Raw genomic sequence first — 23,542 nt, forward strand, 5'->3', positions numbered from 1 at the left:
ACTGTTTATTTGAGGTGTTTTTTTACAAGTTCTACCAGGGGTTCCGCGCTAAAGGCCAGCACATCAAAAGCCGGGATACCGGTCTCATCAGTAATGGCCCTGCAGGCGGGGGCAATCTCCTCTTCCTTCATATTCTCATGGTTCACGGTGATCGCGATAACCTTCTTACCCGAGATCACTTCCAGGGCATTGATCTGCTCAGGTAAAGAATGAAGACGATACCCCGGGAAACCGTCATATTCTTTACGCGTTGGAGCGTGCTGCAGAATAATATGGTCGGGCCTGCCGGCTGCCAGGATCTCAAAGCCTCCCGGATATGCCGGGTTCATCAGGCTCCCCTGCCCTTCTATCACGATCACGTCCGGATCTTCGTTTTTCCAGGCACTGACCACGGCATGTTCGATCTCCCCAGAAACAAAATCATTGATACAACTATCCATGACCATACTGTACTTAGCTCCCTGCATCCAGGCCGTCTGCCCGGTCCCGACCATTTCTGCCTTCAGGCCGGCATTCCTCAAGCCATGGACCAAAATCCATGCCGTTGTTCGTTTCCCGATGGCCGAATCCGTACCGAGGATCGCGAGCTTCAGACAATCCACTTTTTCTATCTCACCTGTAAAAAAATGGAGTTGATCCCGATCGGGGGTTTTACGAATATCCCTGATTCGGCATCCTTTCTTCTGTGCCAGATCTACCAGGTTTTTATCGTTGGTCAGAAAATCGTGTAATCCGCTGTCTACATTCCAACCCAGTTCCAGGGCGGCTGCAATCGTTTTTTTTGCAGCAGCAGGAAGTCGGCCGCCATCAGGTGCCAGGCCAATGACCAGGCTTTTCGGCATAGTGGGTTTTTCATTAAAATGTTCTAATGCAGCACTCAGGTCAGCAAAGAGAGGAATCCCATTTCGCTTTCCGTCAAGCACTTCCCCTGCATCCTTTCCTGCATAGCGGCTGTCGATCACACCCACCACGTTATATCTTTCTGTGAACCTGACCAAGCCGTGGGCTGTTTTCCCATTTGGGGTATTAAAGGCTCCCTCGCAAAACACCAGGGCATTTCCGTCTATTGATTCTTTCATAATAATAAAGTTAATTCTTTGCCGTGAGGATGGCAACATACCTGTCGGGTTCCATAGGCTCCGCCTCGTGCAACTCCAGCAGGGCGATAAGGCCGGCTGTGGAAGCCGGGAGTATCCTAAAGCCTTCTTTTTTCTGTAAAATACTGGCCATCTCCTTTAGTTTCCGGTCGCTTACATTGATGGCCGCCCCTCCTGACTCCCTCAGGGCATACAGGGCTTCTTCTCCGTCAAAACTGTGCCAGTTGATAAGGGGCTCATTGAATTTGGTCTCCTTGATATTTTCCGGGTTCAGATCCCTGCAATAATCCAGGCCTTTTTTGAAGGACTGTACAATGGGATTCTTGAAGGAAGAAGATGCAGCGATCATCCTGGGTACTCTGGAAGTCTTTCCCCTCTTGTACAGACTCACAAACCCCCGGTAGATCCCCGCCAGCAAAGTACCATTAGAGACGGGCACTGCGCAATACTTAGGCGCGTCCCCAAGGTCCTCATAGATCTCATGGGCGATCTGGGCGTAGGCCGTGATCTGCAGGGGTGTATTGGCCCCTCCGGGATTGGCATCATACCACTCGTTCTCCCGGGCCAGTTCACTGCTTCTGGAGACTACGTCTTCGTAGCTTCCGGGAAGCCGGATGATCTCAGCATTCAGGGAACGCATTTCCTCCACCCTTTCGGTATGGTATGATTCCGGGATATAGATCCGGCAATGCAACCCTGCAAGGTTGGCAGCCAGGGCCACAGCCACCCCGTAATTACCGCAGGTCGCCAGGCTCACCACATCAAAATCCCGTCTCAGGGCATCATACACCTGGGCAAAAGCGATCCGGTCTTTTTGGGTACCCGTGGGATTATCTCCTTCGTATTTGATATAGAGCTGCCGGATGTTGAACTCCCGCTCCAGGGCCTTGGCCCGGTTCAGGGCCGTGTCACCCACTTCCAGGTTGAGGATATCCTCAAAACTCTCGAGCCTGTCTGTGATCGACTTGCTCCTGTCAATGACAAATTCACTGAGTTTCCTCGTTTCGGAAGAAACCTTGTTCTCCGCAGTCTTTACGCCATCGCGTATATTCATAAGGCTATTTGTTCACAAACCATTATAATAAAATGATCGCATTTGATAAAGCAATATTACTATTTATTTCAATGGGGGATCACAGAATCTGTGGGCTATTCAACTCTTGAGAAAACCGTCAGCCGGATACGGAAAATACGGTCGCAGGCCACATTTGTCGTAAATCTGTCTTATTTTTAAATGCAGGGTAAACGACCTGAGCCAATTCTTTCCGTCTATGCTTGAAATCGCATTGATCATCCTCTATATACTCCTTGCTTTAACGCTAGTGATCGGGTTGCTGATCAATGGTGTAAAGCCTTCCAAGACTCTGGCATGGCTGCTGGCGATCTTCACCATCCCTGTCGGAGGTATTCTGCTATACATGATGGTTGGAAGGAACCGAAGGAAGAAAAAGCTCTCACGCATGAGGGAGGGAATCCTGGAAGTACCTCCCTATTCCATGTCTCCCGCTCTCGATAAGATGCACCGCAAATACAAGAAGTTAATGACCCTGGTTGATTCTGCGAGTCACTACCCACCGACTGACGAAAACATCGTAATCCTTCTTGAAGACGGAAGACAGACCTTTCACAGTATTTTCGAAGCTCTGGAAAACGCTCAACACTACATCTACCTGCAATATTATATCTTCGAAGAAGGCGAGCTCACCGATAAATTGCTTACCCTCTTTGAGGAGAAGAAGAAAAACGGGGTAGATATCAAGATGATATACGACGGCATAGGAAGCTACTCCCTGAGCAATTCCTATATCAAAAAGCTTAAGGCAATGGGAGTGAACGTATTCCCATTCCTTCCATTTCGCTTTGGTCGGTTCCTGTCATCTCTCAATTACCGGAACCACAGGAAGATCATCGTGGTAGACGGTGAGATAGCATTTACCGGAGGGATTAATATTTCGGATCGCTATTTCAAGGGGGATCCGAACCTGGGTCGATGGCACGACATGCACCTGGCCGTCAAAGGTCCGGCTGTAGCCCATATGGAACACGTGTTTATATCCGACTGGTTTATGGTCTCCGAACAGAAGATCGAAATGAGATGCTCCCCGGAAAACGTCCCCAGATACAAAGAAGATACCATTGTACAGGTAGTCCCCAATGGACCGGATGACGTCTTCCCCACCATAGAACAGTCCTACCTCTCCATCATCAATGAGGCCAGTGATTACCTTTATATTACCAATCCATACGTCATTCCCAGCGCTGAGCTTCTCAAAGCCCTGCAGATCGCCTCCCTGAGTGGGGTGGACGTGAGATTGCTGGTGTCTGAAAAAAGTGATTCGAGGCTGGTCGACTGGACGGTCCGGTCCTATTTTGATGAATTTCTCAAGTCAGGGATCCGGATCTACCAGTTCCCCCATGGTTTCCTGCATTCCAAGATCATTGTAAGCGATGATGAAGTTGCGTCTGTAGGGACCGCCAATATAGATGTGCGTAGTTTTGAGCACAACTACGAGATCAATGCCCTGCTATATGATCCTGAGATCGCAAAAAAACTGAAGGAGAATTTTATTGCAGACTGTAAGGAAAGTCGGGAAGTTCAATACGACACCATTGCGCAAAGACCTGTACATCAAAAACTCAAGGAAGGTCTGGCCCGTGTATTTGCACCCCTCCTTTGAAGGTCCTCAGGGAGTTAAGGCGGTAGCAAGCTGAATTTACAGGGTCTATGGGTTTTTGTCCCTGAAGATCAATTCCTGTTCTTTCATGGCCGATACTACCAGATCAATATATTCCTCAATGGTGCTTTCCGACTCTATGGGATCCGGGATCTCAAGCACGCCTCTCCAGATCAATTCCCTTTCCTTACCCACACAGATGCAGTACAGAGAGGATTCTACAAGGTATACCGTGTATTGGTCGTAGTAATCGTCTTCGTAATAGATATTCTGATGGCTGAGATAGTCGTCCTTAAACCTGCCATTCTGCCTGTCGATGTCTGATAATTTCTTGGCCAGGGTCTGACGGGTCTCAGAACCCAGGATCTTGGTAAACAGGATGGCATCAAAATCCTTATCGAGAAGGCTTTGTTCCACATCATCGAGCTCTGCTTCTGTTCTCGCACTAACCGTGAAATTCACATCAAAAAGGTCGATACTGCGCATGGCTTCAACCCCCTGCTCTTCGAATTTTTCCATCATCCTCGACTCAAATGCCTGCCTCGCCTCGGGATTGGGAGTCATCCCGACCACCAATACCTTGCTGGCGTCAAAGATCACGATATCCGGGTTTTTCCAGCTGCTGACCAATTCAGCATCAGAACAACCCAGCAAACCGAGTAAGATAATACCGGCAATCCTTTTCATGGTCCCTGCAATTAAGGTTCCTGCGTCCCAACGTTTATAGCGGGACTGTCACCTCGGGAATTTCAATGATCCTCAAGGTGCAAGTAAGATGACTTTATAGCATCAGGTTTCAAATTACACCTTCTTTCAGGTGATTCCTATGATAAAAGTCATGATACCTTACTTGTCCTTTCTGTGACGTTTCTTGAGGATCGTCTGTCCATAGCGGAACATCCCGTGCTTCAATCCCTGGAATTCGGCCAGACAAACTTCCATATCTTCCTTGAGGTACTGGTGTTTATCCTTATAGGCCGCATCCAGGGTAGTGTTTGCCAGATCCAGCAAGCCACTTAACTGGTTTTCGTGTTCCTGTACCTGCTTTTTAAGGGCTTTACATTTTTTTTCTGCCCGGGTGAGATTCTTCTGATGTTCCTGCAGATCTTCGAACAAGTCCGGTGTATCGGGTTCAAAGACGTAAGAATTCAACAACCTGTTAAAAAATGTGATCTCGTCCGCCAGAAATTCGAGTTCTGAGAGCCATCTTCTGGATTCATCGTGAAGGATTTCCAGGCTTGGCGCTGTGATTTTAACTTCTTTTTCCATACTATGTGATTTTACTTATTCCTATTGTTTTACTGCGATCTTTACCTATAATTCGAGTGCTATATCAATGTTACCGTTTCATCCTGGGATGGAATGGAAACGGACCAGCCATAACGGTCTTCTATTTTCGTTTTCAGGACTTCCATTGCCGGCTCTTCTCCATGGATCAGAAAAACCCTTTCAGGGATGTTTCTGATATCGCTCAGCCAATCCAGGAGTTCTGGCTGGTCGGCATGAGCCGACAGGCTTTCGAGGTGGACCACATCTGCTTCCACCCGGTAATCCTTCCCGAAGATCCTCAGGCTTTTCGCTCCTTCCAGCAGCTTCCGGCCACGGGTCCCTTCGGCCTGATATCCCACCAGCAAGACCGTAGTATTCGATTTATCAAGGGTCTTTGTCAAATAGGTCAGGATTCGCCCCCCGGTGATCATTCCGCTTCCGGCTACCACGATCTTTGGCCTGGGATCATCAATGGTCCTCCAGGTATCCCGATAACTGCTGACCAGGGTCATATGCCTGAACATCGCCCTGAAGTCGGCTTCGGGGATCTTATACCAGGAAGGAAATTCCCGGAATACCTGAAGTACATCAACCCCCATAGGACTGTCTACAAAGATGGGGATGCCCGGGATGCGGTTCTTATCGTACAATTTCCAAAGGATGAGCATCAACAACTGGAGTCGCTCTACTGCAAAAGAAGGGATCAGCAGCGTTCCCCTTTCTTCTATAGTTCTGTTTATAAGGGAAATAAGCAGGTTTTCAATATCTTCTTCCGGATGCATACGGTCTCCATATGTGCTTTCCAATAACAGATAATCGGCCCAACGCGGTTTTTCCGGGTCCCTCAACAACAGGTCATCCATCCTACCTAGATCTCCTGAGAACACAAAATGCTTGCCCCCTATCCTGATCGTGATATGGGTTGCCCCGATGATATGCCCGTTATAGGACCATTTTATAGAAATTTCTTTTCCGAGTTCCTGCCATTCGTCCAGGGGTACGGTCCTGAACAGCTTTACTACTGCTTCAGCCTCTTCCTGAGTGAAAAAAGGGAGGGCGGGGTGATGCTTGGAATATCCCTCCTTATTGGCTTTTTCTGCTTCTTCCTCATGTATTTCAGCACTGTCTCTGAGGATGATCTCCGCTATGGCCAGGGAAGGCGCCGTCCCTAGAATGCTCCCCTTAAAACCCTGCCTAAGCATGCGAGGCAGGTAACCGATATGATCGAGATGCCCGTGGGTCAGCAGGATATGCTTCAGTTTGGGAACAGCCACCGGCAGGGGTTTCCAGTTTTCCTCTCTCAGTGACTTCAATCCCTGAAACATCCCACAATCGACCATGAGGTCCATGTCGCCGGCAGACACGTGAAATTTAGACCCCGTGACCGTACGTGCTGCTCCCAAAAATCGTACACTGACCATCATCATTCTTTTTAGATCCGACAGAGGTCCTCGATCTCCTTTAATATCCTGGATTTCCGATTCTCAGAGACCCCCAGGTGATCCAGGAAAAATGTGTCCTTTATAAGTTGTCTGCACAGTACAATATCCCGGCTAAGCAGGAAGTGTTTTTCCCGCTGAGACAGGAGGGTTGATACCGTAATGGGATAGAGGGCAAGCCGGTCTATCCTGTTCCTGATACCGTCGTCTTCAGGGTAATCCCAGCTGAGCAGATACAATCCTGCGCATTTGCCGTAAGCGACCGCTTCCTGGGTGAACCTGGTATTGGTGACCACCCAGCCTTCGTCCGGTTTTGAGAAACCAGCCCCTTCCCCGTTATCTGCAGACTTTACATCCTGGAACCTCGAATGGATGTAAAGGGGAATCTTTACGTTGCAGTTTCGCCCTTCCTCCCCGTGAAATTTACACTCGATCAGGAAGGTCTTCCCGTTCTTTCGGGCCAGTACATCGATCTCATGGGATACGCACTTCCCTTTAACTACCTCTCCTACCCGGGTTTCATAACCGGAATACTGCAAAAGGGTACTGATAAACTTTTCGAACGGAAATCCGGTCGGTCCCAATTCATAAATCGCTTTTTTCAATTTGTATTTGGAGGCGTAGACGGGTCTTTTTCGCTTGAGCATGGCATAGGCCCGGTTGTAGATCTCCCGGGTGCTAATCCCTGGAAACAACTCTTCTTCCACCTTCTGAAGTATATCATTCACCGTCGCCTCATCTGCCCCGCTGTGCCTGAGTGAATCGGCAAGTCGGAGTGAGGAGAAGGGGACCGTTTCCCCAGATGATTTAACGATCTCTACACGGTGTTTCATATTCCTGATTTCCTATAACCTTTTAGTGTTATTCATTGGGGTGCGGCAAAACCAGGAAAGGAATGGTGACATGAAATCCTATCTTTTTGATGACAGGCTCTATGAACAGTCTTTCCAGGAAGGTGTGCTTGTTCTGCACCATGGCCAGAAGGTCGACTTTGGTTTTAGACTTAAAGCTATTGATCCCGTCTATGATCTCCTGGCTGGGCACATCGTGGAATTCGTGTTTTAGTTCGGCAAACATTCGGGAAAGACCCTCTTTATTGCGTTTTTGTTTCTCCGTTAATTCGTATCCCGTGGAAACGTGTAAGACATGAATCAGAGATTTATACATAGAAGCGATCTCCATCAGGACGGAGAGCTTGGTATGCTGATAATCCACTTCAAAATCAGTGGGGAACAAGATCGCTCCGGGAGCTTCATAGGAGTACTCTGCCGGGATCGCGAGCACCGGACATGGCGCTTTCTTGATCACGTGGACCGTATGAGATCCCAAAAAGATCTCCTTTGCTCCGGTGGCTCCCTGGGTTCCCATGATGATCATATCCACTTCCTCCTTTTTGGCGAGGTCACATACCTCATCCACAAGCAGATTGAAGACAGAGTGAATGACAAAAGTGTGCTTGGGGTTTTTAAATTTTCGTTCCAGATCTTTTTTGAGATCCTCGAGGTTTTCCATGGAAAGTGACTGGTATATGTCCCCAAGACCTATCTGACCCGGACTGTGAAGGATGTACTCCGATTCGTAAATAGCCGGGGTGTAGGTATTCAGAAGATAGAACCTGCATTTTTCATTCTTAAAGAGCTTTAGCGCATACGTAATGGCGTTATAGGCATTCTTTGAAAAATCGGTAGGAAGGATGATCGTTTTCATGACCGGGGTACTTTTAGTTATCGTGCGATATTCTGTAATACAAGGAAAGGGATCTTGATGTGCAACCCCAATGTATTAACCGTGGAAGGCATCAGCATGTCCTCCAGGTGAGAGTGTCTGGTATTGACCATGACCAGCATATCGATATTCTGGTGGACGATGTACTTGGTGATGGCAACGGTCTTGTCTTTTTCTTCAGTGGTTTCAAAGGTGAGGTTGGCCTTTTTTAATTCATTCTTTAAAAATTCTTTGTTATCCTCCTGCCTCAAAGACAGTTTTTTCATTGGATCTATATAAAGCAGGTGGATATTAGACCGGAAGGAACCCGTGAGTTCACAGAGAAGTTTCAGCTCTCTTCTCTTGTAAGGGATCAAATAATTGGTGGGAAACAACAGTTCACGGGGCGCGTGATAGACGTAATCCTCGGGAATGGCCATTACAGGGCATTGCACGTATTTCATCACCATAAGCGTATTGCTGCCAAAGGTGATGCTCCGGTCATTGGCCGCACCCCGGGTACCCATAACCACAATATCTGTATTCTCACGGTTCACGAGGTCATTCACCTCGTCAATAAGAGAACCAAAGGCAGGAATGGTCCGGAAGGTGTGCTGAGGATTAGGTGAATACTCCCTGATCCTTTCCAAGATTTTCTCCAGGGCTTCGACGGATCGCTGCTCTACTTCCTCTTTCTTTTTATTCAGCAGGGAACGGTCTGTAATATTGCCAAGCTGGTAGACCTCATCTGCATAGGCATGGAGGACGAAAATCTCGCTTTGCTCGTATTTAAAGATCTCACAAGCGTATTTGAGGGCGTTAAAGGCATTTTCCGAAAAGTCTGTTGGAACCACTATCTTTCTCATGACCGTCTCTTTTGGATATCTTCCTTAAAGGTAGCCATTTCCAGCACTCAGAAGTATGACATTCGTCAGGTTGAAGTCCTGTTTTTTTAATTAGTTTTACGAGGCTCAAAAACGAATATGAAGAGTAGTTTTAAAAATATTATTTCCTCGGAGATTCCGGTTCTGGTCGACTTTTACGCTGATTGGTGCGGGCCGTGCAAGGTGCTGGCCCCCATCCTGAAGCAGGTGAAGGACCAACTGGGTGACTCCGTGAAGATCATCAAGATAGATGTAGACAGGAATGCCTCCCTGGCCGAGCGGTATCAGGTCAGGGGTGTTCCCACCATGATCCTGTTCAGGGATGGCAAAACGCTCTGGAGGCAGTCAGGGGTCATGCAGAAGAACGACCTGGTGAAGGTAATAGAGTCCTACGCTTGATAAACAGCAGCAGGTTGGGTACAAAAACCTCCCTTTGGCCAGGGAATACCTCTTAAGTATAAAAATTTAATTCAGCGTTTGCTGTAGACGGCCTTGCGTTTTTTAAGCTGTCGTTCCATTTCTTTAAGCGTGGCGGCCGCGGCTTTCTCAAAATTGTCTTCAGTAGAACCGGCAAAAATCCGCGGGCCGGGTACCTCCATCTTCATTTCACACACCTTGTTCTTCCCGCTGGAATCATTGGCGAGCTTGAAGTATACATCTGTACTCAGAATCCAGTCATATTTAGCCGAAAGTTTTTGAAGTTTTTGTGTAAGTAGTTCGTTCATCGCCTCACTGGTCGGCATGTGTACGTATTGAATATTGATGGTCATAAATCTGAAGTTTATTTACAGGTTCAAGATAAGTTTTCCCTCTTTGTCTTTTTATGACAATTGTCAGGCCGGATTTGTAAAAAATTTACTTTCGCCTCAATTGAGATCACCCGACCATTTCCGAAGATATAGATTTTGTAATTTACTTAAAAATACGACAAATTTCCACAGGTAGACCCTACTTCGGGCGAATGTGATAATTATCATGGTGTAAAGGCTCTTCGGGGAGTAATTTTGCACTAAAACCACAGTATGGGCAAAGCGTTTATATCGGGGGTTTTATTATCGGCTTTAGTCCTTTTTGTTGGGATGATGTTCCTCAGTTGTAACGATAAGAGGGAGCGCGTATACCCGCAAAGAATGATGATCACAGAATCTGTGTACTCCTCGGTGACCATACAGCCAGACAGCCTGTACATGGCTTATGCCTCGGTGGGGGGCATCCTCGACAGGAACCTTGTGGAAGAGGGGTCGGTGGTTTCCAAGGGCGAACCAATTTCCCAGATCATCAACAGTGCCCCTGCACTCAACCGGGAGAATGCCAGGCTTGCCCTTGAACTGGCAGAACAAAACTACAAAGGCAACAATGCCGTTCTGAAAAGCCTCCGGGAACAGATCGATGCTGCCAGAATGCAATTCAGAAATGATTCCATCAATTATGAACGGCAAAGAAAACTCTGGGAACAGGGCATAGGTTCCCGGGCTGAATATGACAGGCGGGAACTGGCCTTTGAACTCTCCCGCAATAATCTCAGCTTGAAGGAAAGTGCTTATGCCCAGGCCAAAAATGAGCTAGAATCTCTCTACAGGCAGGCCCGCAACAATTACGAATCTGCCCGCATTACTGCCGGGGATTTCGCCATAGAAAGTAAGATCAACGGCACTGTTTATGCCCTTTACAAAGAAGCGGGAGAGATCGTGACCACCATGGAACCGGTTGCCTCAGTAGGCAGCAGTGAAAAATTCCTGGTGGAAATGCTCGTAGACGAGGTGGATATTGTAAAAATTATGCTGAGACAAAAGGTCCTGATCAGTCTTGATGCTTACCCCGGAAAGGTATTCGAGGCCGAGGTGAGCAAGATCTACCCAAAAAAGGATGAGCGTTCCCAGACCTTTAAGGTGGAAGCCCTTTTTGTGAACCCACCACCGACCTTGTACCCGGGACTCTCAGGGGAGGGGAATATTATCATCGACCAGAGGGAAGATGCCCTGGTGATCCCTAAGGAATTTCTCAGCCATGACAGTATCGTAGAGACCGAAGGAGGTCCGGTGACCGTCAGAACAGGCCTGCAGGATCTCGATAAGGTAGAGATCCTCTCGGGGATCGATGCCGGTACTGCACTTGTAAAACCGGAGAAATGACCAACTGGAGCGTCATACTCAACATCGCCAAGACCCATCTCCTGACCAAGATGAAATCTACTGTGACGGCCTCCCTTGGGGTCACATTCGGAATCGGGGCTTACATTACTCTTGTCAGTTTTATGACAGGGCTCAATCAGATGCTGGATGATCTGATCCTGAACCAAACCCCTCATATTCATCTCTACAACGAGATCGAACCCTCTGAAGATCAACCTGTTTCACTGTACAAGGACCTGGAAGGAGCCTTCAATGTGGTCCACTCAGTAAAGCCCAAACAGAGTCAGCGCAAGATTCACAACGCCATTCCCATTCTCAATTACCTGAAGAAAGATCAAGGCGTACGAGGAGCCACACCACAGATGAGGACCCAGATCTTTTACCTCTCAGGCTCTATAGAACTGGGAGGGAATCTCACGGGTGTAGACATAATGGAAGAAGTGCGAATTTCAAATTTCCGGGATTATATCGTATCTGGAAGCCCGGAAGCCCTCAGGAATTTGGAGAACGGGATCCTGTTGGGCGCCGGACTGGCTAAAAAGATGTCACTGGATATTGGAGACAGAGTTCAGGTAAGCACCGTGGATGGAGGCATCTTTCCACTTAAGATCGTGGGGATCTACCAGAGCGGGATCGCAGATATCGACAATATCCAGAGTTATGCAAATCTGAAAACGGTACAAAGGATCAGCGGGGAGGCCCAGAATTACATCACAGACATCAATGTTAAACTCCACGACATCAGCCATGCTCCGTCTATGGCGCAAAAGCTGGGAAATCAGTTCGGGATCAAGGCAACGGATATCAATACCGCCAACGCCCAGTTCGAAACAGGTTCAAATATCAGGAACCTGATCACATATGCCGTTTCCATCACTTTGTTAATTGTGGCCGGGTTCGGCATTTACAATATCCTGAACATGCTCATTTACGAGAAAATGAATGACATTGCCATCCTCAAGGCAACCGGATTTTCAGGAAGGGATGTACAACTCATTTTTATGAGCCAGGCGATCATAATCGGACTCGTCGGGGGATTTTTAGGACTGCTGATCGGATTTGGCCTTTCCGTTTTTATAGATCAGTTGCCCTTTAATACCGAGGCTTTACCTACGATTACTACATACCCGGTTAATATGCAGTTCAGATATTACATGATCGGGATACTATTTGCCCTGCTCTCCACCTTTGTGGCGGGTTACCTGCCTTCAAACAAAGCAAAAAAAATAGATCCCGTCCGAATTATTCGGGGCAATTAAAAAGAAAGAATGGACTGCGTACTGGAAGCCAGACATATAGACAAACATTTCAGGAAGCCGGTGGACTTTCATGTGTTGAAAGACATCAGTTTTTCTGTGAAACAGGGTGAATTTGCTTCCATCATGGGAAAATCAGGATGCGGTAAATCAACCCTGCTGTATATTCTGTCTACCATGGATACGGACTACACCGGGGAACTGTTTATCAACGGGGAACTCATTACAGGCAGATCGCATCAGACCCTTTCCAGGGTCCGTAATGAGCACATAGGCTTTGTCTTTCAATTCCATTACCTCCTATCAGAATTCAGTGTCCTTGAGAACGTAATGCTGCCTGCAAAAAAACTCGGGGCCAGAACTCACAGGGAAATTGAGATGGATGCGAGGGAAAAGCTGGAGATGCTGAACATAGGTTATCTGGCTGAGAAAAGGGCTTCGAGGATATCGGGAGGAGAGAAACAAAGGGTGGCTATTGCCAGGGCCCTGATCAACAACCCCACCATCCTCATGGGAGACGAGCCTACAGGAAATCTCGACAGCTATAACGCTGACAATGTGCTGCAAATATTCAAACGCCTCAAGGAGGAACAGGGCTTATCGCTTTTGGTGGTCACCCACGATATCGACTTTGCAAAAAGTACGGACCGGATCATAGAAATGGAGGACGGAAGGATCATAAAATCCTGATTGAACATGAAAGTATGATATAAGTCATGAGTTAGAAAATGCTTCATGAATAACTTTAGGGTATATAAAAAACTGTCACTATGAGCAACCCAGTCGAACCCGCCTTTATTCCCATAGGTCGAAAGATAAATTGGTATGAAGTATATATCCTGGTGAATCACTGGAAATCCGATCTGGAGTTCTACAAGGAAGATATACAGTTTCTGCAGCAGCTAATTCAAAAATACCTGATCTGGATCACCAAGAAAGAAAATATGGAACGTGTGAACGAAATCAGGAAAAAGGAACACGAACTCCAATTGAGATGCCGGCAGTTACAAGATTCCGTCAAGGACCACCTCGGTGTTATCGTAGACGCCATCCAGGGTAAAAGAACCGTTTCCGGTGAGGAGTTCCGTACTCACCATAGCCAAATGGAAAGGGAATACGCAGCTTTTATCAAGGATTTCAGGGAGATCCGAAAGGAAGTATTTAAAGTGACCGAGTACGTGATAGACAGTGAGGAACTTCAACATATACTGGATTCCTGAATTAAGTTCTTAGCTCAATTTTTGACGCATGAAAGTGGTCCTCGTCACGCTACTGTGTCTGCACGGTCTCATACACATTATGGGATTCCTGAAGGCGTTCGAAATAGGACGGTTTCCCATGATGACGGAGAATATAAGCCGCTTACACGGGCTTGTATGGCTCTTTACCGCAGGCCTTTTCATGGTTTCCTTGGTTTTATATCTGATTCGCAGCGAATCTTGGTCCTGGGTCGGACTGGCCGGTGTGATCCTGTCACAGATCCTCATCGTGATTTCCTGGACGGATGCCAAGCACGGTACCTGGATCAATTTACTGTTGCTAATTCCCTTGATCACGGCGCTCTCAGAGATGAGATTTAATTCGATGACGGAGTGCGCAGTGGAGCAGCTTTACTCCACAAATGAGTCCATTTTAGATGAGAATTCTGAGGAAGCTCCACTTCACGAATTGCCGGGTATTGTGACCAAATGGATTGATAATTCAGGTATACAAGACCTCGGAGAGATTCGGAAAGTACATTTGAGGCAGAAAGGACAAATGAGGTTGACACCAGATGGCAGGTGGATGTCGTTTTCTGCGGAGCAATGGTTTAACTCTAACGAACCTGGCTTTGTCTGGAAGACCAAGGTCGATGCATTTGGTCCTATTTTTCTATCCGGCAGAGACCAATTGATAACGGAAAGGGCCAGCATGAACATATCCCTCCTATCCTCAATTCCGGTTGTTTCGGAAAGTGAGGATCCCAAACTCACTCAGGCTACTATGACCCGCTTTCTCGCTGAGATTTGCTGGTTTCCTTCTGCGGCACTTCATCCTTACTTGGTATGGGAATCAATAGATGAATACACTGCAAGGGCAACCTTCAGGGATCATCCTGAAGTATCAGGTGTGTTTCATTTTGATCCTCATGGTCAGATGGTTTCTTTTGAAGCCCTCAGATACAGGGATTCAGGGGAACATGCAAGTTTGGAGCCGTGGTCAGTAAGAAATACTTCTTTTAAGCAATTCGGACCTGTTAAGCTTCCCAATAAGTCGGAGGTTTGCTGGATAACGGACGAACGAGAATTCCATTGGCTGAACCTGGAAATCACAGAGATTGATTACAATTGAATTAAATTGAGACTATTTCCTGCTTTATTAAATTGGTGGATACAGATTAGGTTTCTATCTTTGCCTCCCGAAAATCAATTTCATGCCCACGTGGTGGAATTGGTAGACACGCTACCTTGAGGGGGTAGTGTTCGCAAGGACGTGCTGGTTCGAGTCCAGTCGTGGGCACCAAACGAGACCGCTATTTTCTTTACCATGAGGATAGCGGTTTTTTTATGCAGTGATTTCAGCATATTCCATATTTTAGCGAGGCCGGATAATCTAATCGGACATGTAGCATATGGGCAAGAGCATTCTAGTTGTTGGTGGTGGTATCGTTGGCCTCAGTTGTGCCTACTACCTGCAAAAGGAAGGGCACGAAGTTACAGTGATCGACAAGTCGGCCATGAACAGCGGTGCTTCCTATGTGAATGCGGGATATCTTACCCCCAGCCATATCATCCCTCTGGCGGCTCCGGGTATGATGGCTAAGGGAATCAAATGGATGTTCAACAGCAGCAGCCCTTTCTACATGAAGCCCCGCCTGGATGCCGATTTCCTGAGGTGGGCCTGGGCCTTTAACAGGTCTTCAACCCAGGCACATGTCGAAAAAGCCATTCCTTTGATCAGGGAGATCAATGTGCTCAGCAAGGACCTTTACAGCGACATGCACGATTCCGGGGAGCTGGGGGATTTTCAACTCGAGAAGAAGGGCCTGCTTATGCTGTATAAGACCCAGAAGGAAGGGCGACACGAAAAGGAGGTTGCCAGAAGGGCGGCCGATGAAGGCCTGGAGGTTACAGAGCTTACCCGGGAGGAACTCGACACCATACAACCCGGACTGAGTCCGGAGATAGACGGTGCCGTACACTATCTCTGTGACGCACATACTTCTCCCAATGAGATCATGGACCGACTCAAAATGTACCTGAGGGTACAGGGGGTTGTGATCCGACAGGATGAAGAGGTGATCGGGTTTACCCAAAATAATAAGAAGATTACCGGGACGCTGACTAAAAAGGCCACGTACAGTGCAGATGAGGTAATCCTTGCCGGGGGATCATGGACCTCCGGGCTTCTCAAAAATCTCGGGATCAGGTTACTGCTGCAGGCCGGAAAAGGTTACCGCATCAATGTTTCCAGGCCGGTGGGGATCAACCTCCCTGCCATCCTAATGGAGGCCAAGGTCGCCGTCACCCCCATGAAACATTTTACTCGATTTGCCGGGACCATGGAATTCTCAGGGATCAACCACAGGATCAGGCCAGAGCGGGTTGAGGCTATCGCCAGGGCAGCAGAGAGTTACTACACCGAGTTGGAGATCCTTCAACAGGAGAAACAGGCCGCTCAGTGCGGATTGAGACCGGTGAGCCCGGACGGACTGCCGTACATTGGCAAAACCTCCCACTATGACAACCTTACCATCGCCACAGGACATGCTATGATGGGCTGGAGCCTTGGGCCGGCCACGGGCAAACTCGTCTGTGAATTGATCTCTGAACAAACCCTGTCTATGTCGCTCGAGGGCTTCCATCCAGAAAGAAGGTTTTGACTAACCTTGTAATTTCCACAACGACAGAGGCATAAATACCTCAACTCTCTAAAATTTTAACTTTCCTCTTAGAACATTAGCGACAAAAAAATGTAACTTTGTTTAAGTTTTATCGATAAAACATGAACAACGTAAAGAAATACTTTAGTATTCGTGACCTTGAAAACCTTTCCGGGATCAAGGCCCATACGATCCGGATATGGGAGAAGAGGTACAACTTACTGGCTCCGGAACGCACCGCCACGAATATCAGAACGTATAGCCTTGCAAGCCTGCAAAAACTGTTGAACATCACCTTGTTGTATAACAACGGGTACAAAATCTCCAAGATCGCCAAGATACCGGAGGGAGAGTTGCCTGTAGTGGTAAGGGAGCTGGTGGCTCAGAACAGTACCAAAAGTCATGCGATCAATGCTTTCAAACTGTCGATGATCAATTTTGATGTCTCCCTGTTTCAAAAGACCTATAACAGCCTGATCGCCGAGCGGTCCTTCAGGGAGATATTTTGGGAAGTTTTCATTCCCTTGCTGAACGAACTCGGCCTGCTGTGGCAGACAGATACCATCAGCCCGTCTCATGAACACTTTATCACCAATCTGATCAAGCAAAAGATCTACATCAGTACGGAAAAAATACAGGAGATGGAATCTACGAGGGATGATAAGGTCTTTGTCCTTTTCCTGCCGGAAAATGAGATACATGAAATAGGCTTGCTGTTCGTGAACTATGAATTGTTACTCAGGGGATACAAAACCATTTATCTCGGACAGACCATGCCGCTGGAAAGTCTGACCGATCTTCAGAAATATTACAACAATCTTCATTTTCTCTCTTACTTTACTGTAATCCCTACAAAGGATGGATTGCAACAATACATTGAAGATTTCAACCGTATCCTGAGTCCGAACGGAGCTTCCAAGCTCTGGATCCTGGGCAGGCAGACCCAGTATCTCACAAGGGATAAACTGCCCGGACATATCCGTTCTTTTGAATCCGTGGAACACTTATCTGCCGCCCTCTAAGGCTTCGCCTATGCTTACCTCCCATGAGTAAAAAAGTTGTCATCATCGGTTCAGGGTTTTCCTCCCTTTCCGCATCCTCCTACCTCGCACAGGCAGGGTTTGAAGTAGAGATTTATGAAAAGAATTCAACCGTAGGTGGCCGTGCCAGACAGCTTGTAAGGAATGGATTCACCTTTGATATAGGCCCGAGCTGGTACTGGATGCCGGATATTTTTGAACGCTTTTTTGGCGATTTCGGCAAGAGCACATCAGACTATTATCAATTGGATAAACTCGATCCGGCATACAAGATCTTCTTCTCAGACGATGTCATCACAGTGGGCGATACTATGGACAAGATCTGCGAAGAATTTGAACGCATAGAGCCCGGAAGTTCGGTTCACCTGAGGAAATTTATCTCAAAGGCACAGGAGAACTATGACATAGCGATCAATAATATTGTTTACAGACCCGGTCTCTCCCCCTTCGAACTCGTAACAAAAGACACAGCGATGAGGGTCGACCAGTTCTTTAAAACCATCAGCGGGCAGGTCCGCAAGCAATTTAAAAATCCGAAGCTCGTTTCCACCCTGGAATTTCCTGTCCTGTTCCTGGGGGCCAAGCCCAGTAAAACCCCTTCTTTTTACAGCTTTATGAATTACGCCGACTTCGGATTGGGAACCTGGCATCCCAGGGGAGGGATGTACAAGATCATCGAGGGGATGAGGTCACTGGCCGAGGAACTGGGTGTCAAAATTCATACGGGGCAGGATGTTAGCAAGATCCTCGTAAAAGATGGAAAAGCGACCGGGATAGAAGCAGGTGGCAAGTTCATCGAAGCCGATTTTGTCCTCTCAGGAGCAGATTACCATCATTCGGAGACATTGTTGGAGCCACAATACCGCCAATTTTCAGAAGACTACTGGAACAAGAAGACATTCGCTCCCTCTTCCTTACTGTTCTATGTGGGATTCGACAGGAAATTAAAGAATGTGGAACACCACAACCTGTTCTTTGATACCGACTTTGAGAGACATGCCGAGGAGATCTACGACAGGCCAAAATGGCCAACTGAACCCTTGTTCTACGTAAACTTTCCTTCGGTCACAGATCAGAGTATGGCTCCGGAAGGTTGCGAAACAGGATTTTTTCTCATCCCGATCGCCCCGGACCTGGAGGACACCCCGGAACTAAGGGAGCAGTATTTTGATATAGTCATCAGGCGGCTGGAAGAGCGCACCGGTCAAAGCATCGAAAATAATATTATATTTAAGGAGTCCTTTTGCGTAAAAGATTTCAAGGAACAATACAATTCCTACAAGGGCAATGCCTACGGGATGGCAAATACCTTGTTGCAAACGGCATTCCTCAGACCTGGTTTGAGGAGTAAAAAAGTGAAGGACCTGTATTTTACCGGACAACTTACCGTTCCGGGGCCCGGAGTACCACCATCCCTTATTTCGGGCAAATTGGTTTCCGAACTTATTGCTCAAAAAAAATAATATTGCTATGAAGTCTATATTTGACAAAGTTTCATTTGAGTGCAGCAAGACCGTGACGGAGTCGTATAGCACCTCATTTGCATTGGCCACTAAAATGCTGGCCCCGTCTATCCGGAAGGATATTTATAATATTTACGGCTTTGTGCGCTTCGCTGATGAGATCGTGGATACCTTTCATGACTACGACAAAGAAACTCTCTTCAATGCGTTCCAAAGAGATCTTGAAGACAGCCTGGTAAACAAGATCAGCCTGAATCCCATTCTGAATGCATTTCAGCACACATATCATCGCTATGGGATCCCAAGGCATCTTGTGGATTCCTTTATGAAGAGTATGAGGATGGACCTCGATAAACAGGTATACGCCACCCACGCCGAATTCAAGGAATACATCTACGGTTCTGCAGACGTAGTGGGTCTTATGTGCCTCCGGGTCTTTGTCAATGGGGTTGACGAGCGATATGAAGCCCTTAAAGATTCAGCCATGGCCCTGGGGTCTGCCTTCCAAAAAGTGAATTTCCTCAGAGACCTCAAAGCGGATTACGAGGACCTCAACAGATCGTATTTCCCAAATACCAATCTTCTCCAACTCGATGAGGCTTCTAAACAGCGGATCGTGGAAGAGATTCGTGAAGACTTTAAAAAAGGGTATGAAGGTATTGCCAAACTTCCCAATGAAGCTAAATTTGGGGTGTATACAGCCTATAAATACTACTATCAGTTGCTCAGAAAACTTCAAAAAACACCCTCATTGGAGATCAAGAACGCCCGGATCCGTGTTCCAAATTACCAGAAATTCGGATTGCTGGCTACCTCCTATGTAAACTATAAGTTGAACCTGGTATAATTTCATCATCATGCAGATCGCACTTTGGATCCTGATATTTTTAACCACTTTTTGCATCATGGAATTCATGGCCTGGTTTACCCATAAATACGTGATGCACGGATTTCTCTGGAGCCTGCACAAAGACCATCACAGAAAGGATCACGATTCCTGGTTCGAAAGGAATGATGCTTTCTTTATTTTCTACGCCGTGATGAGTATGACCTTTATCATACTCGCAGGGGAAACTTCTTTCTGGTACGGATATCCCATTGGCTTCGGGATCATGGCCTATGGGGCTACCTATTTCCTGGTACATGATATTTTTATCCACCAGCGTTTCAAGCTTTTCCGGAATGCCAACAACTGGTACGCCCGGGGGGTGAGAAGAGCCCATAAGATCCACCACAAGCACCTGGGGAAAGAAGACGGCGAATGTTTCGGCATGCTCTGGGTACCGTTCAAATATTTCAAGAAATAAGGCTCATGCCCAAGGCCATAGTTATCGGCTCGGGAATTGCCGGTCTGGCATCAGCCCTGCGGATTAAAAAGCTCGGATACGAAGTAGACGTCTACGAGAAAAATCCATATGCCGGGGGCAAACTTCACGCGATAGAAAAGGACGGTTTTCGGTTCGACCTGGGGCCTTCCCTCTTTACCATGCCCCACTATGTCGATGAACTCTTTGAACTACACGGTAGAGAACCCGATGCTTTTTTCCGGTATTCCCGTAAAGAGACCATTTGCAATTACTTCTGGGAGGACGGTTCCCGCTTCTCAGCCAAAGCCGATAAGGATTCCTTTGTTCGTGATGCTGCTGCTGCTTTTGGGGAGGATGTGACAAACCTAGAATCTTATCTCGAAGGCAACCGGAGGAAATACGATCTTACGGCCGGTATCTTCCTGGAAAAATCCCTTCATAAAGCGAGTACCTACCTCTCACCCGATACCCTGAAGGCGATAGCCCGACTCGGGATCCTCGATCTGAATACTTCCCTCCATAAGGTAAACGCGAGCCGTTTCAGGAATCCAAAGCTCGTTCAGCTATTCAATCGCTATGCCACTTACAACGGTTCATCTCCATACAAAACCCCGGGAATCATGTCCCTGATACCCCACCTGGAGATGCATTTCGGAACGTTCATTCCTGAAGGGGGTATGCACAGGATCAGCCAGAGCCTGTATGAACTGGCCTGCGACATAGGTGTCCGTTTTCATTTCGAAAAAGAAGTGAAACAAATACTTACACAAGAGGGCCGTGCTGTTGGGATTGTGACAAATGAAGGATCTCATTCCGCGGATATCGTGATCTCCAATATGGATATCTATCCCACCTATAAAAAGCTTTTGCCCAAACTGCCCCATCCTAAAAAAACGCTAGCTCAGGAGAGGTCGAGTTCTGCCCTTATATTTTATTGGGGGATCAAGGGAGAGTTTGAGGAACTAGATCTTCACAACATTTTCTTTAGCGAGGACTATCCAGGGGAATTCAAGGCCATTTTCGACGATAAAAGCCTTGCTGAAGATCCCACTGTGTATGTGAACATTACCTCTAAGGACGTTCCCGATGACGCTCCGGAAGGGTCAGAGAACTGGTTTGTTATGATCAACGCCCCTGGGAATTACGGGCAGGATTGGCAAGCGCTAAAAAGGGATGCCCGACGGCATATCCTACAGAAGCTGGAAAAATGCCTGGGAAAAGACATAGAAACCAGGATCGTCACTGAACACGTCCTGGATCCCATCGGGATCGAGGATAATACCAGTTCTTATAGGGGCGCCCTCTACGGGGCTGCGAGTAATTCCAAATTCGCCGCCTTTTTGAGGCACCCCAATTTCTCGAGTCGAATTGAAAACCTTTATTTTTGCGGGGGTTCAGTACACCCTGGTGGAGGCATACCCCTTTGCCTGCTATCAGCGAGGATCGTTTCAGATCTGGTGCCTCAACCTTTCCTAAAAAAAGAACATGCCTGAGTCAAAAAATACGAAATGGGCCATTTGGGTCATCTGGATCTTCCACGTATCAGCCCTGATCGGGATCAGTGTGGGCTTTGAAAACTGGTTTGTCTCTAAAACCCCGATTAATCTCCTGATCTCCACCTTCCTGCTCTTTCTCGTATTTCCTGTAGGCAACCTTAAAAAGATTGTCACTTTTAGCGCTTTGTGGTTCTTGGGGATGCTGGCGGAATGGATAGGGGTACATTACGGGATCCTCTTCGGATCTTATTCTTACGGTGCCAACCTCGGACCTAAAATCGACGGGGTACCCATCCTCATTGGGATCAATTGGGCGCTGCTCAGTTTTATAACCGCGAGTATTGCCCAATACGTTTTATCCAACAAGGTTTTACAGGTCTCATTCGCTGCCATGTTGATGCTGGTACTCGATTATTTTATGGAGCAGTCGGCACCCCGCTTCGATTTCTGGGAATTTGAGGGCGGTATCGCACCTCTTTGGAATTACTGGAGCTGGCTGGGTGTGGCCCTGATCTTCCAGGTAGTAATTCTATGGATGAAGATCGGGGGCGAACTGAGGTTTTCTGCCCATCTTTACGCCGCCCAACTGGTATTTTTCCTCTACTTCTACCTCTGGCTCTGATCAGAGCTTTTCACCTTTAGGGCCCCAATATCTACCCCGTTCCAGCTACCCTCGAACCTGTATGGCTGAAACCTGGAAAACAATTCTTCCCGGTACCAGCCCAGTTTCCTGGTGTCTCCTATAACCCTGATGTGTTCCCTGCTCCTGTAGGCAAAGGCATCGAGGGATTGCTGGTCTTTCCACAAACTGAAGGTCGCCATCTGCAGGAAGGGCACCTCCCCTATCCCTTTGGTATAAATAAGTCCGGGATTATCCTTCAAAGGGCTTTGGGATGCAGGCACACTCTTCCAGAATTTTCTCAGGTATTTAAATTTGATGGTAGCCCGGGTTATGGCGGCAACATAAGGGATACTCTCAGAGGTTTCCGGATGCCGTGAAAAAGGCATATTGCCTGCCCACCGACCTCTGGATATCTTGTTCTTCATATAGAGGATCCAGTGTTCATCACTCCTTTTCCGGTACCTGTCCATAAGCTTGGAAGCCGCGAAGAACCGTTCTGCTTTTTCCTCGTTCTCCCATACCTGGAGGAGGGCATAAACCGTCCAGTCGGGCATAGGATTGAACCCCACCTTACCGCTACCGAGCAGTTTGTAGAATGTCTGTCCTTCCACTTTGCTGAGTTTCGGATGGGCAAACTGCATCATGCCAAATGCCCAAATCTTATTGAACAAAGTCTTGTACCGGAAGAAGGTAAGGGTTGTGATCTGTCCCGCCAACACTATTTATTGAGGAGATTCTCCAGGAGGTTTACAATGCTCGTACTATCCCAGTCGCCTATGCCATCCCGTTTAACTACAATATTCCCGTCTTTATCCAAAATATAGGTCGCGGGGGGTTCCGGGATCGGAAAGGGTGCCTTCTCCCCTATGATAAGGTAGGTCACAGGAAAATAGAAGTCGTTCTCCTCCATAAACTCCAGGACCGGTTCCCGTTCCTCATCCGTAATGATGTAGAAATCAACCTGCCCTTTGAATTGATCGTACAGATTTTGTATGCTTTTCAGTTCTGCTGCACTTGGAAGACGCCAGGAAGCCCAGAAATTGATGAAGACCACCTTACCCTTCGAGCGTTCAAAACTAAAAAAGTTCCATTGCTCATCCTTCAATGTCCATTCGTAATCAGCGATCGCCACCCTGTCCCCTTCCGGAATGACGTCAGGCGTGCCGGCAAATAATCGGTTCAGAAGGATCTTGCTGTGATATCCCAGGGGTGTTACAAAAAAAGAAAGCACCAGGACGATCAGCAAAATATTGAAAACCGTCTTTTTCTTAATGGCCATGAATACGCGACTTGATC

Annotated in this window: 25 protein-coding genes and 1 tRNA gene; 15 read left to right on the plus strand and 11 right to left on the minus strand. The window is 47.3% G+C overall.

Annotated elements, in window-relative coordinates; all coding sequences use genetic code 11:
- Nucleotides 1–5 precede the first annotated feature (5 nt).
- Nucleotides 6–1,079, minus strand: a complete 1,074-nt coding sequence (locus IEV19_RS03915) for an N-acetyltransferase DgcN family protein (protein WP_188369380.1) — start codon at nucleotides 1,077–1,079, stop codon at nucleotides 6–8.
- Nucleotides 1,080–1,089: 10 nt separating this feature from the next.
- Nucleotides 1,090–2,151, minus strand: a complete 1,062-nt coding sequence (locus tag IEV19_RS03920) for a pyridoxal-phosphate dependent enzyme (protein ID WP_188369381.1) — start codon at nucleotides 2,149–2,151, stop codon at nucleotides 1,090–1,092.
- 217 nt (nucleotides 2,152–2,368) lie between these two features.
- Between IEV19_RS03920 and cls the strand changes: the two genes are divergently transcribed.
- Nucleotides 2,369–3,775 carry a cardiolipin synthase gene (gene cls, locus IEV19_RS03925; protein ID WP_188369382.1) on the plus strand — a complete coding sequence of 469 codons (1,407 nt, stop codon included), beginning with the start codon at nucleotides 2,369–2,371 and terminating at the stop codon, nucleotides 3,773–3,775.
- A 45-nt stretch (nucleotides 3,776–3,820) separates the two neighbouring features.
- On the opposite strand, the gene IEV19_RS03930 is transcribed toward cls, so the two are convergent.
- The 6 genes from IEV19_RS03930 to IEV19_RS03955 all read right to left on the minus strand — a co-directional run bounded on the left by IEV19_RS03930 (nucleotide 3,821) and on the right by IEV19_RS03955 (nucleotide 9,050).
- Nucleotides 3,821–4,459, minus strand: coding sequence for a hypothetical protein (locus tag IEV19_RS03930; RefSeq protein ID WP_188369383.1), 639 nt, complete (start codon nucleotides 4,457–4,459; stop codon nucleotides 3,821–3,823).
- Nucleotides 4,460–4,618: 159 nt separating this feature from the next.
- Complete coding sequence (locus tag IEV19_RS03935) at nucleotides 4,619–5,041, minus strand: hypothetical protein (RefSeq protein ID WP_188369384.1); 423 nt, start codon at nucleotides 5,039–5,041, stop codon at nucleotides 4,619–4,621.
- A 59-nt stretch (nucleotides 5,042–5,100) separates the two neighbouring features.
- Entirely contained in the window at nucleotides 5,101–6,462 is a 1,362-nt protein-coding gene (locus IEV19_RS03940) for an MBL fold metallo-hydrolase RNA specificity domain-containing protein (protein ID WP_308418523.1), read from the minus strand.
- 11 nt (nucleotides 6,463–6,473) lie between these two features.
- Nucleotides 6,474–7,313, minus strand: a complete 840-nt coding sequence (locus IEV19_RS03945; protein ID WP_188369386.1) for a restriction endonuclease — start codon at nucleotides 7,311–7,313, stop codon at nucleotides 6,474–6,476.
- A gap of 28 nt (nucleotides 7,314–7,341) precedes the next feature.
- Complete coding sequence (locus IEV19_RS03950) at nucleotides 7,342–8,187, minus strand: universal stress protein (protein WP_188369387.1); 846 nt, start codon at nucleotides 8,185–8,187, stop codon at nucleotides 7,342–7,344.
- A gap of 17 nt (nucleotides 8,188–8,204) precedes the next feature.
- On the minus strand, nucleotides 8,205–9,050 hold the full coding sequence (locus tag IEV19_RS03955) for a universal stress protein (RefSeq protein WP_188369388.1): 846 nt from the start codon (nucleotides 9,048–9,050) through the stop codon (nucleotides 8,205–8,207).
- 117 nt (nucleotides 9,051–9,167) lie between these two features.
- On the opposite strand from IEV19_RS03955, the gene trxA reads away from it, so the two are divergent.
- Nucleotides 9,168–9,467: a thioredoxin gene (trxA, locus tag IEV19_RS03960; protein WP_188369389.1), complete on the plus strand. Its 300-nt coding sequence runs from the start codon at nucleotides 9,168–9,170 to the stop codon at nucleotides 9,465–9,467.
- Between the two features lie 71 nt (nucleotides 9,468–9,538).
- Here the strand turns inward: trxA and IEV19_RS03965 are convergent, their stop codons facing one another.
- Nucleotides 9,539–9,838 (minus strand): HPF/RaiA family ribosome-associated protein, encoded by a 300-nt coding sequence (locus IEV19_RS03965; RefSeq protein WP_188369390.1) that lies wholly within the window; start codon nucleotides 9,836–9,838, stop codon nucleotides 9,539–9,541.
- 360 nt (nucleotides 9,839–10,198) lie between these two features.
- Here IEV19_RS03965 and IEV19_RS03970 point away from each other — a divergent pair, with 360 nt between their 5' ends.
- The 13 genes from IEV19_RS03970 (at nucleotide 10,199) to IEV19_RS04030 (ending at nucleotide 22,246) form a co-directional block, all read left to right on the plus strand.
- The gene (locus tag IEV19_RS03970) at nucleotides 10,199–11,200 is read left to right on the plus strand and encodes an efflux RND transporter periplasmic adaptor subunit (RefSeq protein WP_229732473.1); all 1,002 of its coding nucleotides are present in this window, start codon (nucleotides 10,199–10,201) and stop codon (nucleotides 11,198–11,200) included.
- Nucleotides 11,197–12,459 carry an ABC transporter permease gene (locus tag IEV19_RS03975; protein ID WP_188369392.1) on the plus strand — a complete coding sequence of 421 codons (1,263 nt, stop codon included), beginning with the start codon at nucleotides 11,197–11,199 and terminating at the stop codon, nucleotides 12,457–12,459. The genes IEV19_RS03970 and IEV19_RS03975 overlap by 4 nt, the downstream gene beginning before the upstream one ends.
- 9 nt (nucleotides 12,460–12,468) lie before the next feature.
- The gene (locus IEV19_RS03980; protein WP_188369393.1) at nucleotides 12,469–13,146 is read left to right on the plus strand and encodes an ABC transporter ATP-binding protein; all 678 of its coding nucleotides are present in this window, start codon (nucleotides 12,469–12,471) and stop codon (nucleotides 13,144–13,146) included.
- An 80-nt stretch (nucleotides 13,147–13,226) separates the two neighbouring features.
- Nucleotides 13,227–13,676, plus strand: a complete 450-nt coding sequence (locus tag IEV19_RS03985) for a hypothetical protein (protein WP_188369394.1) — start codon at nucleotides 13,227–13,229, stop codon at nucleotides 13,674–13,676.
- 28 nt (nucleotides 13,677–13,704) lie between these two features.
- Nucleotides 13,705–14,787: a DUF6920 family protein gene (locus IEV19_RS03990; RefSeq protein ID WP_188369395.1), complete on the plus strand. Its 1,083-nt coding sequence runs from the start codon at nucleotides 13,705–13,707 to the stop codon at nucleotides 14,785–14,787.
- A gap of 84 nt (nucleotides 14,788–14,871) precedes the next feature.
- A tRNA-Leu gene (locus IEV19_RS03995) sits at nucleotides 14,872–14,958 on the plus strand.
- Nucleotides 14,959–15,067: 109 nt separating this feature from the next.
- Nucleotides 15,068–16,318, plus strand: coding sequence for an NAD(P)/FAD-dependent oxidoreductase (locus IEV19_RS04000; RefSeq protein ID WP_188369396.1), 1,251 nt, complete (start codon nucleotides 15,068–15,070; stop codon nucleotides 16,316–16,318).
- 122 nt (nucleotides 16,319–16,440) lie between these two features.
- On the plus strand, nucleotides 16,441–17,340 hold the full coding sequence (locus IEV19_RS04005; RefSeq protein ID WP_188369397.1) for a MerR family transcriptional regulator: 900 nt from the start codon (nucleotides 16,441–16,443) through the stop codon (nucleotides 17,338–17,340).
- A gap of 23 nt (nucleotides 17,341–17,363) precedes the next feature.
- Nucleotides 17,364–18,821, plus strand: coding sequence for a bifunctional phytoene desaturase/3,4-desaturase (crtID, locus tag IEV19_RS04010; protein WP_188369398.1), 1,458 nt, complete (start codon nucleotides 17,364–17,366; stop codon nucleotides 18,819–18,821).
- Nucleotides 18,822–18,828: 7 nt separating this feature from the next.
- On the plus strand, nucleotides 18,829–19,668 hold the full coding sequence (locus tag IEV19_RS04015; RefSeq protein WP_188369399.1) for a phytoene/squalene synthase family protein: 840 nt from the start codon (nucleotides 18,829–18,831) through the stop codon (nucleotides 19,666–19,668).
- A 10-nt stretch (nucleotides 19,669–19,678) separates the two neighbouring features.
- A complete protein-coding gene (locus IEV19_RS04020; protein WP_188369400.1) occupies nucleotides 19,679–20,128 on the plus strand; it encodes a sterol desaturase family protein in 450 nt (149 codons plus the stop codon).
- 5 nt (nucleotides 20,129–20,133) lie between these two features.
- Nucleotides 20,134–21,621 carry a 1-hydroxycarotenoid 3,4-desaturase CrtD gene (crtD, locus tag IEV19_RS04025; RefSeq protein WP_188369401.1) on the plus strand — a complete coding sequence of 496 codons (1,488 nt, stop codon included), beginning with the start codon at nucleotides 20,134–20,136 and terminating at the stop codon, nucleotides 21,619–21,621.
- The gene (locus tag IEV19_RS04030) at nucleotides 21,614–22,246 is read left to right on the plus strand and encodes a carotenoid biosynthesis protein (protein WP_188369402.1); all 633 of its coding nucleotides are present in this window, start codon (nucleotides 21,614–21,616) and stop codon (nucleotides 22,244–22,246) included. Before crtD ends, IEV19_RS04030 begins: the two co-directional genes overlap by 8 nt.
- Here IEV19_RS04030 and IEV19_RS04035 read toward each other — a convergent pair.
- Together IEV19_RS04035 and IEV19_RS04040 are read right to left on the minus strand one after the other, a co-directional pair.
- Nucleotides 22,231–22,962, minus strand: coding sequence for a DUF3291 domain-containing protein (locus tag IEV19_RS04035; RefSeq protein WP_188369403.1), 732 nt, complete (start codon nucleotides 22,960–22,962; stop codon nucleotides 22,231–22,233). The genes IEV19_RS04030 and IEV19_RS04035 overlap by 16 nt on opposite strands.
- Before the next feature lie 2 nt (nucleotides 22,963–22,964).
- Complete coding sequence (locus IEV19_RS04040; RefSeq protein WP_188369404.1) at nucleotides 22,965–23,525, minus strand: TlpA family protein disulfide reductase; 561 nt, start codon at nucleotides 23,523–23,525, stop codon at nucleotides 22,965–22,967.
- Nucleotides 23,526–23,542 lie beyond the last annotated feature (17 nt).

The organism is Muriicola marianensis (assembly GCF_014638095.1).
Lineage (GTDB): Bacteria > Bacteroidota > Bacteroidia > Flavobacteriales > Flavobacteriaceae > Muriicola > Muriicola marianensis.